This window comes from Actinocatenispora comari (genome assembly GCF_017312725.1).
Taxonomy (GTDB): Bacteria; Actinomycetota; Actinomycetes; order Mycobacteriales; family Micromonosporaceae; genus Actinocatenispora; species Actinocatenispora comari.
This window is the reverse complement of the sequence record NZ_BOPO01000151.1, coordinates 105,083-128,257: the sequence shown is the minus strand read 5'-3', so window position 1 is coordinate 128,257 and position 23,175 is coordinate 105,083. Positions and strand designations below refer to the sequence as shown.

28 protein-coding genes are annotated in these 23,175 nt (G+C 69.3%); 9 read left to right on the top strand and 19 right to left on the bottom strand.

Annotated elements, in window-relative coordinates:
• On the top strand, nt 1-442 hold a 442-nt coding region (locus tag NUM_RS37020; protein ID WP_207129601.1), incomplete at its 5' end, for an integrase core domain-containing protein.
• A 360-nt stretch (nt 443-802) separates the two neighbouring features.
• Here NUM_RS37020 and NUM_RS37015 read toward each other — a convergent pair.
• From NUM_RS37015 to NUM_RS37005, 3 genes are read right to left on the bottom strand one after another with little or no spacing between them, the layout of a single operon-like run.
• Nucleotides 803-1,936, bottom strand: a complete 1,134-nt coding sequence (locus NUM_RS37015) for a tryptophan dimethylallyltransferase family protein (RefSeq protein ID WP_207129600.1) — start codon at nt 1,934-1,936, stop codon at nt 803-805.
• Between the two features lie 7 nt (nt 1,937-1,943).
• A complete protein-coding gene (locus NUM_RS37010) occupies nt 1,944-2,612 on the bottom strand; it encodes a hypothetical protein (RefSeq protein ID WP_207129599.1) in 669 nt (222 codons plus the stop codon).
• 35 nt (nt 2,613-2,647) lie between these two features.
• Nucleotides 2,648-3,505 (bottom strand): SAM-dependent methyltransferase, encoded by an 858-nt coding sequence (locus tag NUM_RS37005; protein WP_207129598.1) that lies wholly within the window; start codon nt 3,503-3,505, stop codon nt 2,648-2,650.
• Nucleotides 3,506-3,819: 314 nt separating this feature from the next.
• Here NUM_RS37005 and NUM_RS37000 point away from each other — a divergent pair, with 314 nt between their 5' ends.
• The gene (locus NUM_RS37000; RefSeq protein WP_207129597.1) at nt 3,820-6,252 is read left to right on the top strand and encodes an ATP-binding protein; all 2,433 of its coding nucleotides are present in this window, start codon (nt 3,820-3,822) and stop codon (nt 6,250-6,252) included.
• 1 nt (nt 6,253) lies between these two features.
• Nucleotides 6,254-6,910, top strand: a complete 657-nt coding sequence (locus NUM_RS36995) for a prepilin peptidase (protein WP_207129596.1) — start codon at nt 6,254-6,256, stop codon at nt 6,908-6,910.
• Nucleotides 6,911-7,048: 138 nt separating this feature from the next.
• Here the strand turns inward: NUM_RS36995 and NUM_RS36990 are convergent, their stop codons facing one another.
• The 16 genes from NUM_RS36990 to NUM_RS36915 form a co-directional block, all read right to left on the bottom strand.
• Nucleotides 7,049-7,498, bottom strand: a complete 450-nt coding sequence (locus NUM_RS36990; protein WP_207129595.1) for a hypothetical protein — start codon at nt 7,496-7,498, stop codon at nt 7,049-7,051.
• Nucleotides 7,499-7,629: 131 nt separating this feature from the next.
• Nucleotides 7,630-8,421 (bottom strand): hypothetical protein, encoded by a 792-nt coding sequence (locus NUM_RS36985; protein WP_207129594.1) that lies wholly within the window; start codon nt 8,419-8,421, stop codon nt 7,630-7,632.
• The gene (locus NUM_RS36980) at nt 8,418-9,293 is read right to left on the bottom strand and encodes a hypothetical protein (protein WP_207129593.1); all 876 of its coding nucleotides are present in this window, start codon (nt 9,291-9,293) and stop codon (nt 8,418-8,420) included. The genes NUM_RS36985 and NUM_RS36980 overlap by 4 nt, the downstream gene beginning before the upstream one ends.
• Nucleotides 9,294-9,314: 21 nt before the next feature.
• Nucleotides 9,315-9,773: a hypothetical protein gene (locus NUM_RS36975; RefSeq protein WP_207129592.1), complete on the bottom strand. Its 459-nt coding sequence runs from the start codon at nt 9,771-9,773 to the stop codon at nt 9,315-9,317.
• Nucleotides 9,774-10,140: 367 nt separating this feature from the next.
• Nucleotides 10,141-11,352, bottom strand: coding sequence for a methyltransferase, FxLD system (fxlM, locus tag NUM_RS36970; protein WP_207129591.1), 1,212 nt, complete (start codon nt 11,350-11,352; stop codon nt 10,141-10,143).
• 63 nt (nt 11,353-11,415) lie between these two features.
• A complete protein-coding gene (locus NUM_RS36965; RefSeq protein WP_207129590.1) occupies nt 11,416-11,757 on the bottom strand; it encodes a MazG-like family protein in 342 nt (113 codons plus the stop codon).
• Nucleotides 11,758-11,769: 12 nt separating this feature from the next.
• Nucleotides 11,770-12,417 carry a 3'-5' exonuclease gene (locus NUM_RS36960; protein ID WP_207129589.1) on the bottom strand — a complete coding sequence of 216 codons (648 nt, stop codon included), beginning with the start codon at nt 12,415-12,417 and terminating at the stop codon, nt 11,770-11,772.
• A gap of 33 nt (nt 12,418-12,450) precedes the next feature.
• The gene (locus tag NUM_RS36955) at nt 12,451-12,687 is read right to left on the bottom strand and encodes a hypothetical protein (protein ID WP_207129588.1); all 237 of its coding nucleotides are present in this window, start codon (nt 12,685-12,687) and stop codon (nt 12,451-12,453) included.
• Nucleotides 12,684-13,202 carry a helix-turn-helix domain-containing protein gene (locus NUM_RS38045; protein ID WP_207129587.1) on the bottom strand — a complete coding sequence of 173 codons (519 nt, stop codon included), beginning with the start codon at nt 13,200-13,202 and terminating at the stop codon, nt 12,684-12,686. The genes NUM_RS36955 and NUM_RS38045 overlap by 4 nt, the downstream gene beginning before the upstream one ends.
• Complete coding sequence (locus NUM_RS36945) at nt 13,199-13,825, bottom strand: hypothetical protein (RefSeq protein WP_207129586.1); 627 nt, start codon at nt 13,823-13,825, stop codon at nt 13,199-13,201. Before NUM_RS36945 ends, NUM_RS38045 begins: the two co-directional genes overlap by 4 nt.
• A 1-nt stretch (nt 13,826) precedes the next feature.
• The gene (locus NUM_RS36940; protein WP_207129585.1) at nt 13,827-14,117 is read right to left on the bottom strand and encodes a hypothetical protein; all 291 of its coding nucleotides are present in this window, start codon (nt 14,115-14,117) and stop codon (nt 13,827-13,829) included.
• 29 nt (nt 14,118-14,146) lie between these two features.
• Complete coding sequence (locus NUM_RS36935; RefSeq protein WP_207129584.1) at nt 14,147-14,506, bottom strand: hypothetical protein; 360 nt, start codon at nt 14,504-14,506, stop codon at nt 14,147-14,149.
• 186 nt (nt 14,507-14,692) lie between these two features.
• A complete protein-coding gene (locus NUM_RS36930; protein ID WP_207129583.1) occupies nt 14,693-15,316 on the bottom strand; it encodes a GNAT family N-acetyltransferase in 624 nt (207 codons plus the stop codon).
• A complete protein-coding gene (locus NUM_RS36925) occupies nt 15,313-16,824 on the bottom strand; it encodes an APC family permease (protein ID WP_370467129.1) in 1,512 nt (503 codons plus the stop codon). Before NUM_RS36925 ends, NUM_RS36930 begins: the two co-directional genes overlap by 4 nt.
• A gap of 77 nt (nt 16,825-16,901) precedes the next feature.
• Nucleotides 16,902-17,780, bottom strand: coding sequence for a GPP34 family phosphoprotein (locus NUM_RS36920; RefSeq protein ID WP_225919088.1), 879 nt, complete (start codon nt 17,778-17,780; stop codon nt 16,902-16,904).
• Between the two features lie 67 nt (nt 17,781-17,847).
• On the bottom strand, nt 17,848-18,438 hold the full coding sequence (locus NUM_RS36915) for a helix-turn-helix domain-containing protein (protein ID WP_207129580.1): 591 nt from the start codon (nt 18,436-18,438) through the stop codon (nt 17,848-17,850).
• Nucleotides 18,439-19,167: 729 nt separating this feature from the next.
• On the opposite strand from NUM_RS36915, the gene NUM_RS36910 reads away from it, so the two are divergent.
• From NUM_RS36910 to NUM_RS36885, 6 genes are all read left to right on the top strand, one after another.
• Nucleotides 19,168-20,058 (top strand): helix-turn-helix domain-containing protein, encoded by an 891-nt coding sequence (locus NUM_RS36910; RefSeq protein WP_207129579.1) that lies wholly within the window; start codon nt 19,168-19,170, stop codon nt 20,056-20,058.
• Nucleotides 20,051-20,260, top strand: coding sequence for a DUF397 domain-containing protein (locus NUM_RS36905; RefSeq protein WP_207129578.1), 210 nt, complete (start codon nt 20,051-20,053; stop codon nt 20,258-20,260). Before NUM_RS36910 ends, NUM_RS36905 begins: the two co-directional genes overlap by 8 nt.
• A 291-nt stretch (nt 20,261-20,551) precedes the next feature.
• Complete coding sequence (locus NUM_RS36900) at nt 20,552-20,896, top strand: DUF397 domain-containing protein (RefSeq protein WP_308440612.1); 345 nt, start codon at nt 20,552-20,554, stop codon at nt 20,894-20,896.
• Between the two features lie 585 nt (nt 20,897-21,481).
• Entirely contained in the window at nt 21,482-22,378 is an 897-nt protein-coding gene (locus tag NUM_RS36895; protein WP_207129576.1) for an endonuclease/exonuclease/phosphatase family protein, read from the top strand.
• A complete protein-coding gene (locus NUM_RS36890) occupies nt 22,375-22,911 on the top strand; it encodes a hypothetical protein (RefSeq protein WP_207129575.1) in 537 nt (178 codons plus the stop codon). Before NUM_RS36895 ends, NUM_RS36890 begins: the two co-directional genes overlap by 4 nt.
• Nucleotides 22,904-23,143 (top strand): DUF397 domain-containing protein, encoded by a 240-nt coding sequence (locus NUM_RS36885; RefSeq protein ID WP_207129574.1) that lies wholly within the window; start codon nt 22,904-22,906, stop codon nt 23,141-23,143. The genes NUM_RS36890 and NUM_RS36885 overlap by 8 nt, the downstream gene beginning before the upstream one ends.
• Nucleotides 23,144-23,175 lie beyond the last annotated feature (32 nt).

Genomic DNA, 23,175 nt, shown 5'->3' with positions numbered 1-23,175 from the left:
CTCCGCGATCGACGGATACTCCCGGCTGGCCTACACCGAGGCGCTACCCGACGAGAAAGGCGCCACCGCCGTGGCGTTCCTCGCCCGAGCGCGGGTGTTTCTGGCCGCACACGGCATCAGCCGCATCAACCGGCTGGTCACCGACAACGGCGCCTGCTACCGATCGACCGCTTTCGCCCGCGCCGTGGCAGACCTCGGCCGCCACCAACGAATCCGGCCGTTCACACCCCGCCACAACGGCAAAGTCGAACGCTACAACCGCATCCTGGCCGACGAACTGCTCTACGCCCACACCTGGACCTCAGAACACGCCCGCACCAGCGCCCTGACCAGCTGGAACATCCACTACAACTACCACCGACCCCACACCGCCATCGGCAACCAACCACCCGCCACCCGACTCCACACCACCGTCACCAACGTCCAGACCGCGAACACCTAGTGGGCGCCAGGCCAGCCCCAAGCAGGCGCCGGCCGTTCGCGCGATGTTGCACAGCGTCGAGAAATTGATCATGGATGGGTCGTAGGTCAGGTGCGCGTCCACGGCCCACTCGTAGAAGATCGGCCGTGTACGCATGATCCGAGGCGTCTGAACCTTCACCGCGGCGGTGTGGACGAAGCGTTTGTCGTTCCACAGTCCGTCCAGGTCGCGGGGCCCGTCGTACACCAGCGGGTTAACCAGGGTGTCGACGAACACGGCCTGCTCGACCAGCTTGCCTTCCTTGGTCTTGCGGGCACCCTCGATCAGCGCTTTGCGGATGTTCTCGGCCGCGCCAAAGCAGTTACTCGGCCTCGGCCGGGGTCATCTCGGTTCCGGCGAGGAACCAGACCGTTCTGGCCGAGTCGGGCCAGACATGGGGGGAAACGCGGTCCGAGGACGGGGCGGCGAGACGCGATAGGCCTCGGAGGACAGGTACACCGTCAGACCGGGAGCGCGGTCACCGAGCCGGACTGCGATGTGCGGGATCAGCCCGACCCCCGCTGCGAGGTCTCTGCGGGCGATCGCGGTGATCGCCTCGTCGACGAGCCCGGCATCGTGGCCGTAGCGTCGGGCCAACGCGATGGCCCGGTCACGGGCTTGCCGGTCGTCGGTGACGTGGCTGCGGATCGGCACGTACAGGCTGTATCCGCTCGGATGGCAGCTGTCCCCGTCGACGAACGTGTAGCTAGACACCAGCGGGCGGCTCGTAGCGGATCCGAGTGTGTCGCCGGCGGCGAGTCGGCAGAAGGTGGTGACCTCGTCGGTGTCGACTCCGGGTACGACGGCCGCCGCCCGGGCAGCGTCGGCGTCGGTGGCCGTCGCCGCATGCGAGGCGTATACCTTGATCCGGGATCGAGGCCCGTGGTGCAGGTCGAGGGCGAGGAAGCTGTACCGGCCGCCCGGCTGGATCGCCGCAGCCTGCAGAGCTGGGTAGGCGCCGCCGAGACCGAGCCGGCGCATCGCAGTGACCACGAGTGCGACGCTGTGGCGTGTGCCGCGGCATTGCGGGTTGAGATACACCTTGATCCGAGGGACGTTCCGGCGCCGGAGCACCACGGAAAACCACACCGCGAACTGGCTGTCGGGTGGGGCACCAGCGAACAGATCCGCCACCTGTTGGTACTGCCCCATCGCTAGTGAGTAACGGCTTGCCCATCGCTCCAGGAGGTGTTGGGCGGCATGCAGGTTGGCGGCCAGGCTCGGGCGGGCAGCCAGTGCCTCGGCCAGGATGCGCACTGTGGGGCGCTGGCCGTGGTCGAGTGCGAGGGAGAATTCCACCGGTGTGTGGTCGTCGGAGATCTGCGACGGCCATGGCGTCGTGGTTTCGTCTGCGGTGAGCAGGTCGGCAAGCAGTTCATCGACCGCGTGGGCGTTGTCGTAGCCGGCCGCGGTCATCAGCGCGTGCGCTTGCGTGCTCACGTGGCTGGACAGCGACGACGAGGCGGAGGTGTCCATGGCGAACTCACCGTGTCTGCCGAGGAACCGAGGCATGAGGCGTTTCGATGGCATCGGAGATGGCGCGGTCGGCGATACGGTCGGCAATCATGGTCATCACTTGCCAGGCGTGGTCGAGCAGCGACAGGACCTGCTCCTCGGTCCAGTCGGCGCGTTCCCGTAGGACTTGGTAGCCCATCTCCAGGTGTTCGGCATCGGCCTCGTCGTGGTGGGCGAAGTAGACGTCGTCGGGATAGGCAGGGACCCCGATGCGGCTGAAGAAGGTGCTGGCAGCTGCCTCCAGCGCCAGATGTGCCAGCACCGCGCGTCCTACGCCGGATTGCAGTCGCAGTCCTTCGGTGAACCAGGCTGCGCCCGCCTCGATGACCGGATCGAAGCCCGCTTCGGCGTGGGGATCGCCGGCGGAGGTGCGGCTGCGGGCCAGCAGAAGGTTGTGGTCCAGCTCCTCGTCACGATGCTCGATCGCCTGTGCACGCAGCTGTGGATCGGTCTCGGCCTCGACCCGCACGGTGATCATGCGTTGAAACGCGTCCGACCAGGGCTGCAGCCAGGTCCGCACCGCGGCCTTGGTCGCCGCGTCGGTGGCGTTGTCAGCCAGCAATCGGCACAGCCGTGAGGCCGCGAACGCATCCTGCTGGCGCTGGTTGTACTGCGCGACCCGCTCGACGTTGGACATAGGCCCCATGGCGTGCACTCCCTTTCGCTGGCCGGTTAGTCGAGGACACCGGGTTTGGTTGCGATCCACCAGCCGACGGAGAACACGCCGCTGGCGCGGGCCGCGTCGAGAGCCTGCTTGAGCGGCCGGGCATGCTGCAGCCAGGCCGGCCTGTCGCCATCAGGAGTCGATCCCCAACACCGGACGCCGGCGAACTCGTCGACGGCCGCGCTCACCGTCAAGCCGGCGCGGCGCATCAGATCGGCGTAACCGTCGACGGTTCCGATCCCGGCGAGGCGGAACTGGTCGCAGACCGGGTCGATGATCGGGGCGATCTGTTCGGTGGTCTGGAACTCTGCGAACGGACGCTGAATCCAGTCCAGGCCGTAGAGGACGCCGCCGGGTTTGAGCCGGGAGAACGCTGCCTGCATGAACAGGTCCTTGCGCGGCACGTGGCACAACGATTCGAAGAAACACACGGCATCAAAGGACTCCCTGGGCCAGGTGGCCAGGGTGCGGTACTCGTACGGGTCGACCGTGGCAAACGACACTGTCTCACTCACGCCGCGGGCGCTAGCGTGAGCGCGAGCTTGCTCGGTGAGGTAGTCGGAGCTGGAGATCCCGAGAAACGAGGCGCCGGTCAGCTGCGCCATGCTGACCGTGCCGCCGCCGACCCCGGAGCCGAACTCCAGCACCCGATGGCCCGGCTTGATCCCGGCCCTGTCGACGAGCATCTGTTTCAAGGCGTACGCGGCCTCGGCGGGGGTCTTTCCCTGCTGCTCCGCCTCCCGCAACCCATGCGACCAGTCGTCACCCATCAGCATCCGAAACAGGTCACTGGCGCCCTCACCACCGCGCTCGACCGGGTCGTAGAACGCTGTCGCGAGTAGTTCGGGATCATGCCGGTTAGCCATGGCACTCGCCTCATCATCAGCAGGGGGTGCACCGTGAGCTCATCGCCCCACAGAGGAGCCACCACAGCCTCGATGCACTGATATGAGTGGTATCCCCGTTCTACCCGGCCGCCCGCGCCGAAACATCCGTACGGGTACGGAGCCGGCCGGTCTCCGTACCGGCTTGTACGGAGACAGCGACGCGATGTACGGATACTCGTGCCGCATCGTCTCCACGGTTACCCAGCACGTCATGCCTCATATGAAATTTATGATCCACTACAGCCCATTTTTCATCACTCAGGGTGATGAGATGTCCCTTTATAGTTAACTCTGTGTCTGATCTTGACCGCTCCGTTGACCTGCCACTGGATTACGGCCCGCTCATCGGCCGAAGTACCGAGGAACAGGCCGCTGTCACGCTGCTGTCCCGCAGCCGGCTGATCAGCCTGACTGGCACGGGCGGGGTGGGCAAGACGCGGCTGGCGATCCGCGTGGCCAGCCGAGTCGCCGAGTCAATGCCCGGTGGGGCATGGCTGGTGGAGCTCGCGGCACTTCCGCCGCACACCACCGTCGACCAGCTATGGACCTCCATCGCCCGCGGCATCCACCTGTTCAACCACCAATCGGGCCCCGACGTGGTCGCACGGCACCTCGACGGTCCCAGCGCGCTACTAGTGCTGGACAACTGCGAGCATCTGCTGGCCCCGGTACGCGAGGCGGTGTCGGCGCTGCTCGCGGCTGCACCGAACGTGCGGATCCTGGCCACCAGCCGCCAGCCGCTGCACCTGCCCGAGGCCGGCGAGCACGTGCTGGATCTCTCGCCCCTGGCCAGCGATGACGCCGTACACGCGTTCTTGGCCTACGCGCGCACCATTCGGAGCAGCTCTCCAGGCGCAGCGGATGCAGAGACGTCGCATCCTGGCCCGCAGGGCGCCACCGGCCTGGACCCCCGCCAGGTTTCCCGGCTGGTCGAGGCGGTCGATCGGCTTCCGGTCGCGCTGGAGCTGACCAGCCGGTGGGTGGAAACGATGGGTCTGGACGAGCTGATTGCTGCGGTGACGGCCGACCCGTGGCAGACGGTGGTGGACCTTGAAGCCGGAAACGGCCGCCACGGCACGTTGCGGCGCGTCTACGACTGGTCCTGGGAGCTGTGCAGCGACGAGGAACGACTGGCATGGCAGTGGATCAGCGTGTTTCCTCGGGCAACCGAACAGCCAACCATCGTGGAGGTGTGCGCCGCCAGCGGGCTGGACCGTATGGCCATCGCACGAGCCGTGGCCGGCCTTCGCGACAAACGCATCCTCGCCGCTGACCTCGACCACACCGGCACCCCGCGGCTCGGGCTGCTGGCCACCGCTCGCGCCTACGGCGCCGAGCACCTCGACGCCTCCGGACACGCGCCTTCCGCCCGTGCCGCCTACCGCACCTATTACCACACCATGCTCGCTCATGCCGCCGACACCAGCCCCACCCCCGACGAGCTGGCGAATCTGCGAGGTGTCGACGCACAGCTCGACCACATCAAAACGGCCATCGACTACGCCATCGCCGACGCGGACCTTCCCGCGGCGCGGACGCTCGTCATCGACCTCACCCGTACGCGCGCTGCGTTCCTTTGCGGGTGGCTCGGCGACGCCCGCGCCATCGCCGACCGGGTCATCGACGCCGCTGGGCCGGACACCGTCGCCACCAGCGACGAGGCGTTGCAGCTGGCGGCGGTCATGGCAGCCGACGCGTGGATCACCCTCTCCCAGGGATCTCCCGAACGGGCCCGCAGCTTGATCGCCGACTGCCACCAGCTACACAAGCAGTGGGAACTGGAACCCTCCCCACCCTTGCAGTTCGCCGAAGGCGCAGTGCTTGCGCTCACCCAACCCGAACCCGTTCCCCGCGCGGTGGAGCTGCTGACCGCAGCCCGGCACGCCTTCGCCGGCGACCCCGCCCTGCTCGGCGACCGGCTCATGGTCACCATGGTCTGGTCAATGGCCATCAGCGTCAACGATGCCCCACGCGCCGAAGAAGCCTCCGCCACGTTTCTCGCCGAAGCCCACGCAGCCGGCGCGCCGTGGACCGAAAGCTGGGCCGAATGGGACACCACCCTCGCAGCCTTCGTCGACGGCCGTTACGACGAGGCCAACCGGCGCTGCCGGCGTGCGCTGATCCTGATGTCCAGCATCGGCGACGTATGGGGACTGACCTGGGCGCTACTACTGGCAGCCGCGATCTGCGCCGCCAGCATCGACCCCACCCACCCGGACAAACGCCAAGCCAAACGAGCCGCCTGGCTCGCCGCCGCCGCACAGCGACGCCGCGACGACATCGGCGTCCGCCTCGACGGACTCGCCCCACTGGAAAGCCTCCATACAGAGATATTGGACCGCGCCGCCGAAGTACTCGACCAGCGCACCTTCGACCGCGCCGTAGCCGAAGGACACCGCCGCCACCACCACGCCGTCCAATACGCGCTCAACGACCGCCTCCCCCGCAGACCCTCACCCACCGACACCCTCACCCGCCGACAACAAGAAGTCGCCCACCTGATGCTGCCCGACCCCACCGGGCATCGCCGCAGCGACCGCGACATCGCCGCCGAACTCGGCATCGGCATCCGCACCGTGGAAACCCACGTCGGGAACGTCTTGCGCGTCTGCGGTCTGCAGAAGCGCACCGAACTACAACCCCACCACCTCAACCCCACACCCCATCCCACCCGGAACCGGACCAACTCGCCCGGGCAGGGCCCGGCCCCAGACGCGGGTTCCTAGCGTGAACGACCTGACCACGCTGATCGTTGTGTGCGCGGCCATCACCGCAGCCTGCTGCCTACCGCTGACCGTCATCGCATCCACGGTCGCGCCTACGGCATCCCCCGCATCCGATGGGCACGGTCTCCGCACGATCGGGATGCTCACAGGCTGCTTTGCAGCAGCGTTGTGTCTCGGTGCAACGGCCGCAGCTCGACTCGGCCTGCGTCCAGCGCTGCCGGTCACCATCGCCACCATCGCCGCAGGGACCGCACTGACCGTCACCGACCTGCGTGCCCGACGGCTCCCCGACCTGCTGATCGCACCGATCCCGATCGTCTGGGCAGCCACCGCTGTGGCGACCATCGCCACACACACCGCCGACGCCACCGCCGCGGTGCTACAGGCGATCATCACCGGCGCAACCATCGCGGTGCTCAGCCTGCTGCTGGCACTCGCCCGCGCAGGCATCGGCGCCGGCGACATCAAACTCGTCGCAGTCCTCGCCACCGTGACCGCATGGAGCGGGCTCCAGCACCTAGCCATGTTCCTTACCCTTGCTGCGGGACTTGCGCTGCTGCCCGCAGTGACCAAGCTGATCCACACGCGCAACCTGCGCGCCACCATCCCCGCCGGGCCAACACTGTGCGCCGCCGCCGTGATCGCCCAACTGCTCTAACGTCAGCTCGATTACACCCGCGCCAGGGCCGTAAGATCCGCCACGGGTCCCTGCCCAACGAGGCCTCGTCGTGACTACCGACCCCGCCTTGGCTCGCCAAGTAGCTGGCCGCGATGCGCTGCACCTCGTGGATATCTGTCAGCCAGCGTGGCCCGGCAGATGGCTCAGGTAGCGACGGTTCTGGCTGCACACACGAGAGGCTGTGAGTCCCTGATCTGGTCGATCTCGCTCCGCCGCGGATCCCCTGTGGTGCGCGACCGGCCAAACTACTTGTTGGACCGAGGTCGGGGGCAGAACCCAGGACCGCGTCAGGCTGAGCGCGATCCAGGTGGTCCACACGGTGGCCGGCGGTTCGGGGCCGGTGTAGACCAGACCGGCGCAGTCGCCACTCGTCCGGCGGGTGCCGACTGCGGCCACGACCGCGCCCATCGCGGCGGCCGTGCCGTAGACGACGGCCAGCGCGGCCATCGTCATCCACCACCAGGCCGGGGCACCCACGCCGGCAGCATCCCGGGCCGACACCCCACACGGAATCACCCGTTCAGTCACCACGCGATGACTACGTGGTGGTGTCGCGGTGCCGGTCATGGCCGTACGGTGGGCACCGGTCTGGGCGGACTGGCACGGGAGGCCCAGACCCTCTCCGAGCGTGGACGTGACCCCCGCGCAGCGGTAGAACGCCCCGGCCTCGCCCGCGCGAGGGCCGGGGCGTTCGTCCATCAGGCCCGGCCCTCGCGGCGGGTGGGCCGCTCGTCGGGCCCGCGTAGCTTGACGCCGGCCTCCCGCAGCATCGTCGCGGCCGTCACGTGGCACACCTCGTACAAGCGGCCGATCTCCCGGGTACTGGCCCCGTCGTCGTACAACCTGGCCATCTCCTCGCGGACCTGTTTGCGCTGCTGCCCGCGGTAGCGGCCCTGCCCGGCCGAGCCGATCGACCGGATCGTGACCCCGGTCAGCATCAGCGTGTCGCGCATCCGCTGGTGGGTGCATCCGTGCTCGATCGCGAGCTCGGCAATCCCCGTGCCGGCCCGATAGCGTCGCGCCAGCTCGGCGAGCTGGCCCGCGTCGAGTGCGAGGCCCGGTGCCAGCACGTCATCGTCGCTGTCCCAGGTGGAGATCTCCACACCGCGGTCCACCAGCAGCAGACGCACCGTGGGCTGCGTCAGCCCGGTCGCGTCCGCAATCTGCTCCAGCCCCATGGCCCTGGTGCGGTACCAGTCCACGATCCGGTCGGCCAGCACGTCCCGTTCCTCGCGGCTGTAGCGGGGCCGCTCCGGAGCCGGCACCCGAGGTGCGGACCCGGGCCGGCCTGGTGGCCGCATCCGGACCCCGCACGCCATCAGGTAACGCCGCATCGTCCCGTACACCAGGCCGTGCCGGTCTGCGATGGTGGTGATCCGGTCACCGGACTCGTACTCGAACACCAACTGCTCGAACCGTGTGCCGTCGGCCAGGACCCGCTCCCGGTGCGCGAGCTGGGTAGCGGTCAGCTCGCGCGGTTCGTCGGTCACAGGATCGTGGGCCGCCAGTACGCGAGCAGCTGCCGCGTGCCGGACGGGTAGGCCACGGTGGCGTAGTCCCTCGGTTCGTTGGGGATCACGCCGCGTTCGGTGGCCGCGAGCAGCTGGCCGTGTGCCCCGACCGCGGCCACCACCACCGGCTGCGCGGGATGGTGTTCCAGCGTCGGCCAGCCGCGATGGGTGTGCAGGGTGATCGTCGCGTACGCGTAGCCCCCGTCCGGGTGGCCGTGGGTCAGGGTGATGGTCGGGTGCGCGTCGAGCAGCTGGCACATCGAGCGGACCTCGGCCGGGGGATGGTGCAGGGCCGAGCGGGGCAGCCACCCGTCGACCTGGACAGCGGTCGTAGCCGCGGCCACCGTCGGCGCGTTGCCGTCGGCTGCGGACCCGAACTGGTCGGTGACCACCGTGCTGGCCCCGGGCAGCAGCCCGTAGAGCTCCACGCTGCCGGTCTGGTCGCTGGGGTGGTGCTGCCCGGACGGCAGGGCCAGCACGTTGACCCCGAACGCGACCAACGAACACGGGTTGTGCACGCGGATCGCGAAGCGGGGCCAGCGGTCCTCGGTCCACACGACCGGATTGCCGGCCGTGACGGTGCACGGTGTGCTGGACGGCAGGGTCAGTTCGGCCGCGGACACGTCGGTGTGTGCGGCCCGGTGGGGCGGGTTGTGCCAGCGGCGGCCGGCCGCGACCCCGGTCAGGATGCCGGCTGCGGTCAGCAGCAGGGCACCCCCGGCCGCGGCCACCTTCCAGCGCGGAGAGCGCAGCGGTCGGGTCGGCAGGGCCGCCGTCGGTGGGGGCTGTCCCGTGTCGGTGCGGTCGGGGCTGGTCATGGGGTCGGGGGTGTTGGACATCGGGGTGGTCATCCTCGGATCGGTGGGTGTCGGTCAGGTGTGACGGAGTCGGGGCAGCGACGCGCGGGCGATCCGGGTCGCGGCCCATAGCCGCACGGCCGGGTCGGTGGGCTGGCCGGGGACGGCCAGCTGCACCCACACCAGCAGCAGAGTGTTTTGGTCGCGGATCCCGACCTCGCTCCACGCGTACGGTGTCCACGGGCTTGTGGTGCCGCGGATACACCACGCGTCGTGGCCGTTGACGCCGTGGAGCTCGACGGCCGGGCCGTGCGCTTTGACCGCGCTCATGGTGTTGTCTGGCCCGAACATCAGCAGTCTGCTGTCCGGCAGCGGCTGTTCGTTGGCCGCGCCCGGGTCGTGGCCGCGGAGCTGGCTGTCAGCGAACGCGGCCTGCCGGTCGGACGGGTAGCGGGCCACCGCGACGTACAGGTTGGACCGGCCTTGCCCGGACGAGCTGGACGCGGTGCAGCCGAGGGTGGCCATCTCGTCCATGCCGTAGTTGATGATCCCCGGGTCCGGGCCGCTGCGGGTGACCGTGCCGGCCGCGGGGCTGGCCTTCTGCAGGGGCCCGGTGTCGATCCAGCCGCACGAGCGTGGCGGCGCACCCCACGGGGCCGGGCTGTGGTGGATGGTGACCAGTGCGGGCCGCCCCGCACGCTGCCGCTGCTACCGCGATCGCGGCCAGGGCTGCGAACACGGCCTTAACGGCCGGATGTCCGCACCACGCGGTGGCCGCTGCGGCCGAGATCGGCGACTCGGCCGCAGCGACGGCTGGGGCCGGATCGTCGCGGGCATCGATGGTTGCTTCTGGTGGCACAAGCGATCTCCGGGCAGGGTAGGGGGTGGACATGGCCGGGGGTCAGTAGGTGATGCCCAGCCGGGTCAGCGGCTTGTCGATCACGTGCCCGTCGATCATCGAGGTCGGGGTGTCGGCCGGGTATGCGGTGATCGTTGGCGGCGCGGCGCGCTGGCCGGACCACTCGCGGATGTGCCGGCAGATCCGGTCCGCGAGCAGCGACCCACGCGGTCCGTGCCCGATCGCGCCCAGCTCCCAGCCCTTCGGGCCGCCGAGGCGGGCGACGGTCAGGTACGCGATCGCGTTCTCGGCCACCAGGGCCGGGTTCCTCCAGCCGATCGCGGGCCTCGCGTCCGGGTCGTGCAGCTCCGGCCGGATCTCCAGCGCGGTCAGGCCGGGCTCGGTGAGCATCCGCAGCCACACCCCGTCGTAGGATTCCTTGTTCGCGACGTACGCCCCGGACCACACCTTGCAGGGTGCCTTCGCAAGGACCCCGGTCAGCATGTCCGGGTCCACGTCCTGGTCGGAGTCCCAGAACAGCACGGCCGCGTCCTGCTCGTGGATCGGTGCGGACCGCTCTCCGTGCTGGCCGGGCCCGGTCATGGGCACGAACCCGCCCATCTGCACATCCGTCGAGGTGAGCGTGCTGCCGTGTCGGGTAAACGCGACCAGCCGGGACGACCCGCGCAGCCGCAGCGGGGTAACCAGCCGGCCACCGTCGACCAGCTGGACCCTCCACGCGGCCGGCAGGTCCCACGGTCCGACCGCGACGATGATCCGATCCCATTCCCGAGCGGGCAGGGCCGCGGCCCCGTTGCCGCAGATCACCTCCACATCCGGATACCCGGCCACCTCCAGACTCCAGCAGGCCATGCCGACCACGTCCTGGTCCACGTCCACGGTGGTCACCCGGCCGGAGATGCCGGACAGGTCATCCAGCAGCGCGGCCTGATACCCGCTTCCGGCCCCGACCTCCAACACCCGCTGCCCGGGACGAACGTCGAGCTGGGACAGCATCAGCGCGACGATCGACGGGGCCGACGCGCACGACAGGACCCGGCGGTCGGTGGAGTGCTTGATGGCCACGATGCCCGGCGCGTAGGCATCGGTCAGGTCCGCGTGTGGTACGAACACGTGCCGCGGTACGACCCGCATCGCGGACAGCACCCGCTGGTTCAGGCCGGGCCGGCCCCCGGTGTCGCGCCACCAGTCGACCACCTTGTTCACCATCGTCGAGCGCAGCACCGCGTCGTCGATGGCATGTTCCCGGTTCATATCTCTCCGCGGTCTCGGTCGGTTGGGCTGGGGCCGATGTCGCTGTGCGGGTCAGTGGTGCCGTCACGGGTTGTCGTGGATGCGGTCGAGGTTCTTGGCCAGACAGGCGGTGACGGCTTCTCGGGCGTCGAGGCGCAGTGACTCGATCGCGACGAGGGCGGACCAGACGACGTCGGCCAGTTCCTCGACGACGTCTGTGGTGGTATGGGTGACGCCCTTGCGGGGGTTGCAGCCCACGACGCCGACCCAAGCTCTCGCGGCTTCACCGGCTTCCTCGGTGATCTTCATGATCCGCAGGCCCTGTTGCTCGCGGTCGCGGCCGTTGTGCTTGTCGTGCCACGCGACGAGGGTGTGGAGGGATTCGAACAGCTCAAGGTCGTTAGGAAGGTTCGGACGTGCGGCCATGGGGTCTCCTGGTCAGAACAAGGTGTCGGACTGTGGACTGGAGTGCGGCGGTGTGGGAGCAAGCGGGATCTCGGCGACCTCACGAAGCTGGGCGAGGGTCGGGCTGGTCGGCCAGTGCCGGCCGACCAGGGCGGTCAGCAGCAGCGCGGCGGCCACCGCGTCCCACAAGGCGCGGTGTGGTTGTCCGCTCGGGACGGCTCCAGCGGTCTCGCGGGTGAGCTCGTACCGGTCGAGCAGTGCGGTCAAACCCATCCCCGTACGCACACCGGGATGTTCGGCGCGGGCCAGTTTCAGCGTGTCGAGCAGCCCGGCCGGCTGAATGCTCAGGCAGCAGCGGTGCAGCAGCCGCCAGTCCACGGCGATGTTGTGACCGACGATCCAGGACCCGGTCAGGCGTTCGGCCAGCCGTGGTTCGACGTCGCCCAGCGGCGGAGCGCTGGACAGCACAGTGTCGTTGAGGCCGGGTGAGATCCAGGGCCGTCGAGGTACCGGACGGCCGGGGTTGATCAGGGTGCTGTAGGCGGAGCAGGGAACGGGCCGGCCGCCTGTGATCGGCACGACCGCGATCTCCAGGATGGCTTCCTGGTCGCGATCTTGGCTGCCGGTGCCTTCCAAGTCTACGGCGACCAGGGGCGCCTCAGCCCATGTCGGCTCGATCATCGTGCTCCTCCTCCAGCATGCTGCGGTGGGATGTCACATCGTGCGTGCTGCGGCATATAGGGCCACCGCGAGAGCTGCCAGACCCAACAGCGAAACCTTGACCAACGCCTTGCCCGCGGCAGTGCGTACGGCTCGCGCCTTCGGCACGGCCTCCTTGGCCCCCCGGTAGTCGTGGTGAGCGCGATGCGCCCGCGCCAGCCAGAAGGCAGGAAGTCCAACCACGGCACAGCCAACGAGAAACCCGGCGAGGAACATCTGTGCGCCGGTCACCGCATGCTTCTTCGCGTTGCGACTGGCCCGCCGTGGAGCGCACGGATCCTCATCAACCAGTGCCCCGGCAAGGCTCGAATGACTTTCGTTTCCTGCGCACGGCCGTGCGGCATCCGCGCTTTGGTCTGGTCGCTTGTCGTGCCTTGCTGGTCATGGACCGGCGTGGCGACTGCGCTCCGAGACGAGGCAGCTGCGTCCGCACCATCAAGGGGTCGCGGATGAGGGGCCACGTGACGGCGGCCGGAGCGTGCGCGACGGCAGCCCGCCACCGCTTCTGCGATCTGCGCGGCCTGGTCCTGCCGCTCCCGTGCGGCCCGCTGGGCCCGAAGCGGCCGTAGCGCAGACGCAGACCACTGCTGCCGTCTCGGAACCCCGGCCGCGTGCAGCGTCCGGTACACGGTGCGGCGTGACACGTGGTGCTTGCGGGCGACGTCCGGGCCGCTCAGCCCGGACTGGTAGTCGGCCACGATCTGCGCCGACCGGTCATCGCTGTCGTGTGTGAGTGTCGCGCTCATCGGAACGGGATCTCCCGCAGCAGCTGCCAGCCCTCGTCGGTCAGCTGGTCCACCCAGCCGGGCCGAAACATCCACACCGCGGTGGTGGCGCCCTGGTGGAAGTGCAGCCGCAGCTGGTCGGGCCGGCTGTAGAGGGTGGTCGACCACGCGTTGGAGAGGTGGCCGCGCCAGCGCAGCATCACCGGGCCCTGCTCGCTGGGTATCTCTGGGAAGATCGCCACGAACGCGACCGGGCCGGCCCCGGACACGTGCGACACGTCCTGGTGCCGGTGCAGTTCGAGCAGGGCCGGCATCCCGGCCGCGGTCAGCGGCGGCATGTGCCGCACCGGCGGCGGCTTCTCCCCGGCCGGCAGCCCTGCGCGCAGCCACGTCCGGTACGCGACCTCGTGCCGGGCCGCGCGGTCGGCCAGCTCCCCGTCGGCCAGCAGCGTGTTGACATCGGCCAGTAGCTGCTCGTCGGTGCCGTCGGTACGCAGCTGCGTGGACAGGCCCAGCCACCGGGTGGCTTGCCGCTCGGCCCCGTCGGCCAGGGCCTGCCGGTACAGGTTCAACACCGTCCATGGTTCGGCCGCGTCGACCGTGTCAGCCGGGGCGGGCAGGGTCTGTGTCTGGGGGGTAGTCACCTCACCACGTCCTTTCGTCATCGGAATGTCGGCCGGGCCGATGCCGCGGCCAGCTGCCCGACACCGTCCACGGCAGCCGCGGGCCGGGCCGCCGGTCATCCGTGTCCAGCAGCAGCCCGGCCTGTCCGAGCAGCTGGTAGGCGTGGGCCTGCGCGGACAGGGCCCCGGCCAGTAGGGTCCGGGCATCGTCGAACCCGCGGTCGGCCCGGTCCGGGTCGCGACGAGCCACCACATCCAGCGCGTTCGCGGTCTCCCGCTGGGCCACGTACAGGCCGGTGCGGGCGTCGGTCACGCACCGCACGGCCGCGGGTAGGGCCGCGGTCACCGGCCGGTGAAGTGCCGCGGCCGAACCGGGGGGATCGTCGTCCAGTCGGCCACCTCGGCCAACAGCACGAACTCCCACACGCAGCCGGCACCCAGCACCGTTTTCAGGCAGCCGGTCCAGTACGACCACGCGGTGCCGGGGTCGGTGAACGCGGCCACGGCCGCGTACACGATGCCGGTGCCGGTCCGCAGCGACGGCTGGGCAAGGCAGTCGCTGTAGTGGCCGGGGTGGTCCGGGCCTGCCCAGTAGCCGGCCGCGCTGTCGGCCTGCACATCGGGCAGGTGCCGGGTGAGCAGCACCCACCGCTTCAGCATGTCCGGTCCGAGCGGCACCCAGTCGGGTTCAGTTGGTGACACGACCGCATCTGGCGCGATCGGCAGGTCCTGTGCGATAGTCGCTGTCACGGAAAGTCATCCCTTTCCTGTTTGTGGGCCGGGCCTGTGTCTCCAGCACGGGCCTGGCCTTTTCGTGTCAGCCGACCTGCGGGGTTCGCAGGATCGGGGAGCATCGGCAGGCGGTCGGGCCCGCTCTGACCGATCTGGTCACTTCAGCTCGGGCGTCTGCTCGTCGGGGCGGCGCCACATCCGCCACATTCGTCCGCCGCCGGGCAGCACGAGCTCGTGCTGGCCGTCGGGCAGGTAGGTGTAGCCGTGCCGCTCGTAGAGCCGTGCGCTGTTGCTGTTGGAGGCCACCAAGTAGGCCGGCCTGCACCGCGCATCCAGCCGCCGGTGATGTTCACGCAGTAGCCGACCGCCGATACCTGCGCCTTGCCGGTCTGGGGCCACTGCGAGGAATCCGAGATAGTCGTGCGGCTCGTCCGGGGTGTGTTCATGCAGTTGGGCATCGAACGCGGTGAACCGGTCGACGCGGTCAGCACCGACCAGCCCACCCAGCCGGGTGTCGTAGTCGGCCGGCCCTGGGTCGCCGGAGAGGTACCAGAGCGCGGCCCCGACCAGCGCTCCGCTGTCGTCCAGTGCCACCTCGGTGCAGGCGCCGTGGCCGAGGGCATGGTCGACGTACAGGCCGAAGTATCGGCCCATCACAGCGAGCCGTTGCGGTGTCTCGGGGACGAGATGGCGGTTGGCGTCCAGGTCGTGGAACGCGATGTTGATCAGGTGGGTGATCTGGTCCCGCTCGTCTGGGTTAGCTGAACGCACGGTGGTCACGGGGCCACCTCGCCCGCGCCGGTCAGCGCATCGTCGTCGAGGTCGACGCGTTCGGCGACACCGGTGGCGGCCTGTACGCCGAGACCGATCCGGTCGTACCGGCCGCGGTTGACGATCCGCATCGTCAGCCCGACCAGGCCGCAGACGACGAGGATCACCCCGAACACGGCCGGAAGTACCACCCGCAGCGGGTTGTCGGCGGTCACCCCGAGCATCAGGTCGTAATGGGTGACTGCCAGCACCACGGCCCCGGTCAAGGCGATTGCGGCGAGTCCGGGAAAGATCAGCCGGACCCAGATCGAGTCGCGCTGCCGGTGACGGCGGTGACGCAGGTAGAACCCGATCACCGAGACGGAGGTGATCGTGAACAGCACCATCACACCGAACCCGCCGAACGTGCCGCCGTAGAAAAAGAGGGTGACCAGCGGGTCCAAGCCCGTGACGGCCCATAGCACGATCGCGGCCAGGGCAAAGCCCATCAGGGTCAGGGTGGCGCCGGCCGGAACACCTGCCTTCGGGCGGGTACGGGCCATCGCGGCCGGCAGCAGCCCTTCGCTGGCCATCGAGTAGGCATACCGCGACCAGAACGTGGAGAACGACACCATGCCGATGAACACCGACGTGTCGAGCAGGACAGCGCCGATGTTGGTCAACACCGGCCCCAGGTACGGCCGGGCCAAGTCGAACAGCAGGTTCTGCTGCTCGGCCCCGGCGCGGGCCACCAAATGCGTGTCTCCGGCGGCCCAAGCCGTGGCCCAGGCGGTGGCCAGGTACAACGCCACGATCACCATCGCTGCCGCGATGGTGCCGCGCCGGATGGTGCGGTGCCCGTCGCGGGAGTCCAGGAACAGAGTGCCGCCACCTTCGATGCCCACGATGCCCAGAAAGCAGATACAGAACGCGGCGCCGAACGCGCCGGCGTGTCCACCCGACAGCGACAGGCTTGACACGCTCCACGACTGCCACTGGGCGTGCCCGCCGAACGGGTGCGCGAACATCACCAGATCGGCCACCGTGACGAATGCAATCTCGGCAGCAAGAAGGATCAGCACCACCCGGCCGGTGATCTTGACCCGCAGCAAACCGAGGGCCAGCACGGCCACCCACGCGACCAGCATCGCCTGCCAGGGCCGTACGTTCAGCCCGGTCAGACTGGACACCTGCGGGGCCACAGTGGCGCCCCACAGGCCGAACGCGGCGATACACAACGCGCCGTAGGCGAACAGGGCGACATACCCTGCTCCCAGCGCTATCGAGCGGGAGGAACCGCGTGCCGCGATGGCGTAGAAGGCGCCCGGGTTGGGCAGCAGCCGGGAGACGGCGAGGTATCCGGGGATGAACAGCAGCAGCACGATGGCAACCACGACGTAGACGATCGCCAGGTTGGTCAAGCCGGTTGCACCGATCGCGGTGGGGTTGACACCGGTGGTGACCAGCAGCGGGGCCATCGCGCCGATGATGAACGCGAGCACTTCACCAGCGGTCAGGTCTCTTCGAAGCAGCCGCACCAAGACCGGTTGGTCTGCGAGGGTGTGTGCCACGAGCGCACCTCCAACTTCGGGGTAGGGGTAGGGGCGAGGTCTGGCTACTGCTGGACCCGCGTGGTGGTCTGGCGGATGGCCGCGTCGGCATGGGCCAGCAGCAGTCGCAGTTGTGCCGGCAGCTGCGTCAGCAGTGGAGGAACGGCCTTGTGTAGGCGAGTGCGGGTACGGGCTGACTCGCGGCGGATGTGCTCGGACAGATCGAGCGCGACCAGAAGCGCCGCGCACGCCACGTCGGCATCGGTCCATCCCGCCGCCGGACGGGTGTTCATGGCCTCGATCAGGCGCCGCTTGATCGAGGCGGGGTCGTTGGCCGGGAACGGTGACGGACGCCGCGACGGTTCCTGCCGTGGGCGGCGCCCAGCCGGCCCGGCCTCCACAGCCCGCTGCAACCGGTTCATCGCATTGGTAGAAGCGCCACGGTTGGTGTCGGTGGCCACCAGCACCGGCCGCATCACGCCGCGCCGGTCCGGCCGCCGTGTCCAACGCATCATCCTGGTGGTCACGAACCGCTCCGCCACGGTGTCGTGCACCGCGGTGCACAGGCCGTCGCGGGTCATCCAGTCCTGCACCGAATGCCGAGAACCGGCCTCGGCTACGTTCTCGGCCACCAGCCGGCCGGCCGGGTCCTCGATCTCGACACCGTCTACGACCGCGACCGCGCACGGCACCCCCGGCGCGTTGGCGCACGTGACCTGCCCGACCAGCAGCATCTCGGCCACCACCCCAGCAAGCAGCGCTTGCCGCAGCGGCAGCGGGTGGCACACCGGCACCCCGTCGAACGAGTCGTAGGCGATGCGCAGCAACTCGCCGGCGACGCCGTACTGGCCATACCAGCGGTCCCGCATACCGGTCGTGACCGCCTCAAGGTCATTCGCCGGACGGGTAGTCCACTTATGAGACGGGTCGTCCGGCAGCCCCATGATCACCGGCCACCACCCGCTCCGACCGCATCAGCACAACCGCCGATCGGGATGCCCACGTAGTTGTTCACCGGACCTGCCTGCCGTCCCTGTAGGTGTCTTGGGCCTGCCGGAAGCCGGCCTCGGTGAACCACCACAGTGGGGTACCCGCCCGTACCTGCCAGCGGCTGCTGACGCTGCGCGAGACCCACTCCCGGTCCTGCATCTCGTGCAGCACACGCCGCACTGTCCTGTCGCACCGGCCCGACCGTCGGGCCAGCTCCGCGACCGTCAACTCCCCACCCGCGGCCAGCAGGGCCCGACCGACATCGAGGTTCGCGTCGGTCAAGGCCGGGGTGCCGCGCATCCTCGCCGGCCGCCGCATCAGATGCCGGCCGCGTTCCAGCAGCCCGCTGGCCTGCTGCCGGCCCGTCGCGGTCAGCGCCCATCCCCTGGGCAGCGGGCCATGCAGCGCACCCCGAGCCGGGGCATCCTCCGCGTCGGCCAGCAGCGACTCCTGCAACCGGTTCAGGCACCAGCGCGCCGCTTCTCGATTCACGCCCGACCGGTCGGCCACCTGGTCGACCGTGGCCCGCATGCCCGGACGCAGATCCGACAGCTCGGCAACCACCGCGCACAGGTACCGGGTAGGCCGCGGCAACGGCCGCGCTACCTCCACGACGGTCCCTCCGCACGCGGTACCGGAGACGGACGACGGCCGGCATCCGGCCGCCGGTACGCGCGTCCGGCCCGCGCGGTGTACACGGCCGGTGCCGTGACCCGCGACACCTCGGCCGCGCGAGCCGCGATCCGCGCGGCAGCACACGGAGACGAGTCGCCGCAGAACCGGCACCGGCCCGTGCCCGGGTCGGCCTGGTGGTCGCCCAACACCCGCTGCGCGTAGTTCCACAGCACGCGGTCCGGTACCGGCTCGGCCCGGCCGAGCGGATCAACACCAACAGCAGCAGGCACGGCCCCGTCCCTTCATCGCTGATGTGCGAACCCGGGAGGGGGCACGTTGCGGCCCTGGCATAGGCAGACGCGCCCCCTCGCTGACCGGGCTCGTACGCGACATCGCCCGCGGAGTGCATGTCTCACGGCCGGTGTGCGGATAGGGCCAGGTCAGCCCCGGATTCGGGTCCCTGGGCACAGATGTCTTGGCCGTTTTGAGGCGACCTAACGGACATGCCGCAGACCAGTGACCGCAGACCACATTGAACGGTGCCATGCTCAATAAGTCAATGACCATCTGAGTCATGACCAACAAAAGCGTGAGACTCTGACACGTGGAGATAACCCGCGTGGCGAGCTCGACCACGTAGTGGTTGGCGTAAGGACAGTCGGTCATGTTTAATTTGGACGGACACGTGCTTCGTCCAAATGGGCAGCCACAGGAGAGGCGGGTTTCATGCCCGAAGAGGTCAACGGCTCGCTGTTGCGGCGGCACATCGGACGCAAGCTGCTCGCGCTCCGGGAAGCGGCCGGCCTGAACAAGGTCGATGTCGCACAGGAGCTGGAGATGGGCCGATCAACGCTCACTCGCATGGAGGCGGGCGACAACTCGGTTCGCTTCGTCAAGAGGGACGTCGAGGCGATCCTCAAGCTGTACGGGGCATCAGCCCGCGACACGCAACTCCTGCTGGCCTGGACCGCTGGCACCCGATCGCGCGAGAAGTCCTGGTGGCACGACTACACCGAGCCCGAAATCCCAGACTGGTTCGGCCTGTACGTGGCACTCGAAGACGGTGCCGATACCATTCGCCACTACGAACCCGAGTTGCTGTCCGGGTTGCTACAGACCCGCGAGTACGCCGAGCAGGTAACCAGCGTTCCGACTGGATACCTTGAATCCCAGGAGATCCAGCGACGTGTGAGCGTTCGCATGGAACGGCAGTCGTTGCTGACTCGTCCTCGGGCACCTCACTTGCACGTGATCTTGAACGAGGCGGTACTTCGCCGTCCGGTGGGTGGCTCGGAGGTCATGGCCGCGCAGCTCCGACACCTGCTCACCCAGATGCAGCAGTCCAACGTGGGCGTCCAGGTTGTGCCGTTCTCTGCCGGACTCCATGCCACCAGCAGCGGCTTCACCCTGCTGGACTTCCCGACCAACGAGTTCGGCGAAGTGATTGAGCCGTCGTTGGCCTACGTGGAGACGCTGACCGGAGCGCTCTACATCAACAAGCCCGAAGGGGTCCACGTCTACGAACTGACGTGGCAAGACCTCATGAAACGGGCCCTCGACGAATCCGCGTCGAGGGAACTGATCACCGATGTGATGAAGGGATTCTCCGGTGGCTGATCTGACCGGCGCCACGTGGCGCAAGAGCACCCGCAGTAACAACGGCGGGCAGTGTGTCGAGGTTGCTGACAACCTGCTCGACCGGGGCGTCGTCGGCGTCCGCGACTCCAAGGACCCGACCGGCCCCGCGCTCGCGGTGTCCCCGGGTGCGTTCCGCGCGTTCGTTGACGCGGTGAAGGAGTCCAGTGCCAGCAACCTGTGACCCGGGGACCGGCTTCCTGGACTGGGCCGGACCCCGAACCACAGGTTGTGTGTAAAACGCCCTAACCATGATGCCGCAGTGGATCACCATCCGCTAGGCCGCATCACTCACGGTAGCCGGCTTCGTTAAGTTCCCGCGCAGTAGCGGAGGCGAGACGAGGCCGGCTACCGCCTTTCTGGGTACCGGAGTCCTGTTCCGACTGGTGGTACCGACTTTTCAGATGCTGAAACTGTCTCGTCTGCATCACGGCGTACCTGCCCGGGTGGCGTTGTACCGCCCGGTGGTGGTTTCATGGGCCCGCGGCCCTGGCAATCCGCCCCACGGGAAGGGTCATCTCCCATGCACATCGTGGATGCGTCCGCGCTACAGGTCCACTGGCGTAGGTCCAGCCGCAGCAACAACGGCGGCAACTGTGTCGAGGTGGCCGAGCTGCTGCCGGATGCCCGCTGGCGCAGGTCCAGCCGCAGCGGCAACGGCGGCCAGTGCGTTGAGGTCGCGGCGAACCTGGCGGCCACCCGCGGCATTGTCGCGGTGCGTGACTCCAAGGACCCGGCTGGGCCGGCCCTGACCGTGACACCGCAGGCATGGACCGGGTTCCTCGCGTCCATCACCGCAGGGGCCGACGGCACGCCGTAGGGCCCCACGTTGGCCTGCACTCTGCCGTCTCCAGTCGGCCGGGTGCAGGGTGCGCGGGGCCCCGTCCGCGGTGCACGCCGGCGATGCGAGCGGCAGGCCCTGCACCGGCCGGGGGTTGCGTGACAGGTCTTCGTCCCGCCCCCGGCCGCCACCACCCTTCTTCCTCCCTGCACGATCCGAGTCGTACCAGCCTCGTCATGGACTCCCCCGTAGTCCGATCCATAGGGCTGGTACTGGCCGGGGGCAGTTGGTACGCCGGGCCACCGGGCTGCCCCCGGCCTTCCCGTGCGGCCCGCATCGCTGGCGCCACGACCCGCGATGCGGGCCGCACACCAGCTGCCGTCCAGCGTGGGCGTAGAGCCGGAGGATGTCTCCGGCCGCCGGCATCAGGAGCCGGCCATTGATCACCGCGCTGGATGTCCCGCGTGACCGGCCCGACGTAAGCGGGCCGGACACGCTGCCGTCCGCTGAGGGGTTGCCAGGACCACCCCTTGGTGGACGGCTCCGCGCGGTGGCCCCGGACCAGGGGTGGAGCGGGGCCACCGTGTGGCCCGAACGAACGTCGAACAGGAAACGGGTGGCCGGATGAGACAGCGCGAGGAACTGCGGCTCTGCCAGTGGAACATCGAACGCGGCGGGCAAGACCGCGACGGGTCGCTGCTGCGGTGGCCGCTGATCCTGCAGGTCGCGAAACAGCTCGGGGAATCCCAGCCGGACATCGTGTGGGTCAACGAGGCCCACCGGTGGGTGTCGACAGGCCGCGCGGACGAGTTCGCTGCCGCGATCGGTGCCAGCAGCTGGAAGACGGCCACCAACCCCCGCGGCTACGACATGATGATGTTCCTGCGCGGCCCGCTGACCGTCGAGCCGGACACGTGGCAGCCGCAGGCACCCTGGATGGCCCGCACGGTCAACGTCGGCCTGGGCACCGTGACGGTGCCGGAGCCGGGCTGGCCGGACGTGATGGCCGCGATCACGCACCTGTCCCCGTGGTCGGGGCAGGAGCGCTGGATGCAAGCGTTCGCGCTCGCGTCGCTGACCGACGACCGGGGCCCGGTCATCTTGGCCGGGGACTTCAACTGCATCGGCCCCCACGACCCCGAGCCGCGCCTCGCGGCGCTGCGGCCCTCCGAGGTGTTGAAGAACAAGACCCCGGAGTCCAGCTACGAGCACCCGGTCGCGGACCGTCGCGCGCTGTCCGAGCTGGTCGCGGTGGGCTGGCACGACGTGGCCGACCTGCTGGACGAGCAGTACGCCGGCGGCCGGATGGCCGCCGGCACCCCGACGTCGGGCTGGTGGGGCGGCCCGGACATGGCCATGCCCTGCCGCAAGGCGCACATCCTGCTCAACCCCGAGGCCGAGCACCTGTTCGACGTCACCGACTACCAGGTCCACGGCCTCGGCGAAGACTCCGTCGAGCAACAGGTGTCCGACCACCTGCCGATCACGGCCACCCTGGCCCTACGGGAGCCGGCCCCGTGAACGGCACCGGTCCCGGGCCGGTCGACGAGGACGACGCCCGCGCGCTGCTACGGCTGATCCTGTCGCCGCGCATCGACGACGTGTGGCAGACAGACCGCGCGGTTGCCCGGCTCGGATTCAACACGATCCTGCTGCTGCTGTCCTCCGCGATCGGTCAGCTGCTGCTGCGGTGCTGGCCCGAGCGGATGCCGGACCGCTCGACTGCGATCCGGTATTGCCAGGTGGTCGCGGACACCATCAACCACGACGGGTCCGGCCGGAAGGTCGACCCGGACGTGCTGGTGCAGGTGATGGACCTGTACTACCGGCCGGGCTCGGCCGAGCAGGTGTCTCCGGTGGAGGTGGTGCCGCACATGATGCATCTGGCCCGGTACATGGCCGCGGAACTGACCCCGACGCCGGAGCTGCTGGACCAGGTGGTGGAGGCCACCATCGCAGACTGCCGGCCGTACCTGGCCGACCCGGACCTGCTGGCCCGTAACCCGCCGCGCAGAATCGTTGTCCCCCATCAGAAAGGCGGCCCCCGTGGGTGACACCAACACGCAGAAGAAGCACCGGCCGGACCTGACCGACGCGGTGTGGCACGGCTCGGACGAGCCGACCCCTGCCGGCGGCGGCCGGCTCGAAGTCGCTCACGTGGACGGCATGTGGTGCATGCGCAATGGCGAGGAGCCCGACGGGCCGGTGCTGGTGTTCACCCAGGCCGAGTGGGACGCGTTCGTCGGTGGCGCCAAGGACGGCGAGTTCGACCTGCCCACATCGTAAGACCCCCCTGGAACAGCAATCAGCTTCGTCAA

Excerpts from the sequence above, each read along its gene's own strand:
- NUM_RS37005 (WP_207129598.1), bottom strand. The coding sequence starts at position 3,505 with ATGGCTAACCGGCATGATCCCGAACTACTCGCGACAGCGTTCTACGAC.
- NUM_RS36900 (WP_308440612.1), top strand. The coding sequence starts at position 20,552 with ATGGGCCCGCGGCCCTGGCAATCCGCCCCACGGGAAGGGTCATCTCCC.
- fxlM (WP_207129591.1), bottom strand. The coding sequence starts at position 11,352 with ATGAACCGGGAACATGCCATCGACGACGCGGTGCTGCGCTCGACGATG.
- NUM_RS37015 (WP_207129600.1), bottom strand. The coding sequence starts at position 1,936 with ATGGACACCTCCGCCTCGTCGTCGCTGTCCAGCCACGTGAGCACGCAA.
- NUM_RS37010 (WP_207129599.1), bottom strand. The coding sequence starts at position 2,612 with ATGTCCAACGTCGAGCGGGTCGCGCAGTACAACCAGCGCCAGCAGGAT.
- NUM_RS36895 (WP_207129576.1), top strand. The coding sequence starts at position 21,482 with ATGAGACAGCGCGAGGAACTGCGGCTCTGCCAGTGGAACATCGAACGC.
- NUM_RS36965 (WP_207129590.1), bottom strand. The coding sequence starts at position 11,757 with ATGGCCGCACGTCCGAACCTTCCTAACGACCTTGAGCTGTTCGAATCC.
- NUM_RS36980 (WP_207129593.1), bottom strand. The coding sequence starts at position 9,293 with ATGACCACCCCGATGTCCAACACCCCCGACCCCATGACCAGCCCCGAC.
- NUM_RS36910 (WP_207129579.1), top strand. The coding sequence starts at position 19,168 with ATGCCCGAAGAGGTCAACGGCTCGCTGTTGCGGCGGCACATCGGACGC.
- NUM_RS38045 (WP_207129587.1), bottom strand. The coding sequence starts at position 13,202 with ATGAGCGCGACACTCACACACGACAGCGATGACCGGTCGGCGCAGATC.
- NUM_RS36975 (WP_207129592.1), bottom strand. The coding sequence starts at position 9,773 with ATGGACGAGATGGCCACCCTCGGCTGCACCGCGTCCAGCTCGTCCGGG.
- NUM_RS36960 (WP_207129589.1), bottom strand. The coding sequence starts at position 12,417 with ATGATCGAGCCGACATGGGCTGAGGCGCCCCTGGTCGCCGTAGACTTG.
- NUM_RS36990 (WP_207129595.1), bottom strand. The coding sequence starts at position 7,498 with ATGACCGGCACCGCGACACCACCACGTAGTCATCGCGTGGTGACTGAA.
- NUM_RS36920 (WP_225919088.1), bottom strand. The coding sequence starts at position 17,780 with ATGGGGCTGCCGGACGACCCGTCTCATAAGTGGACTACCCGTCCGGCG.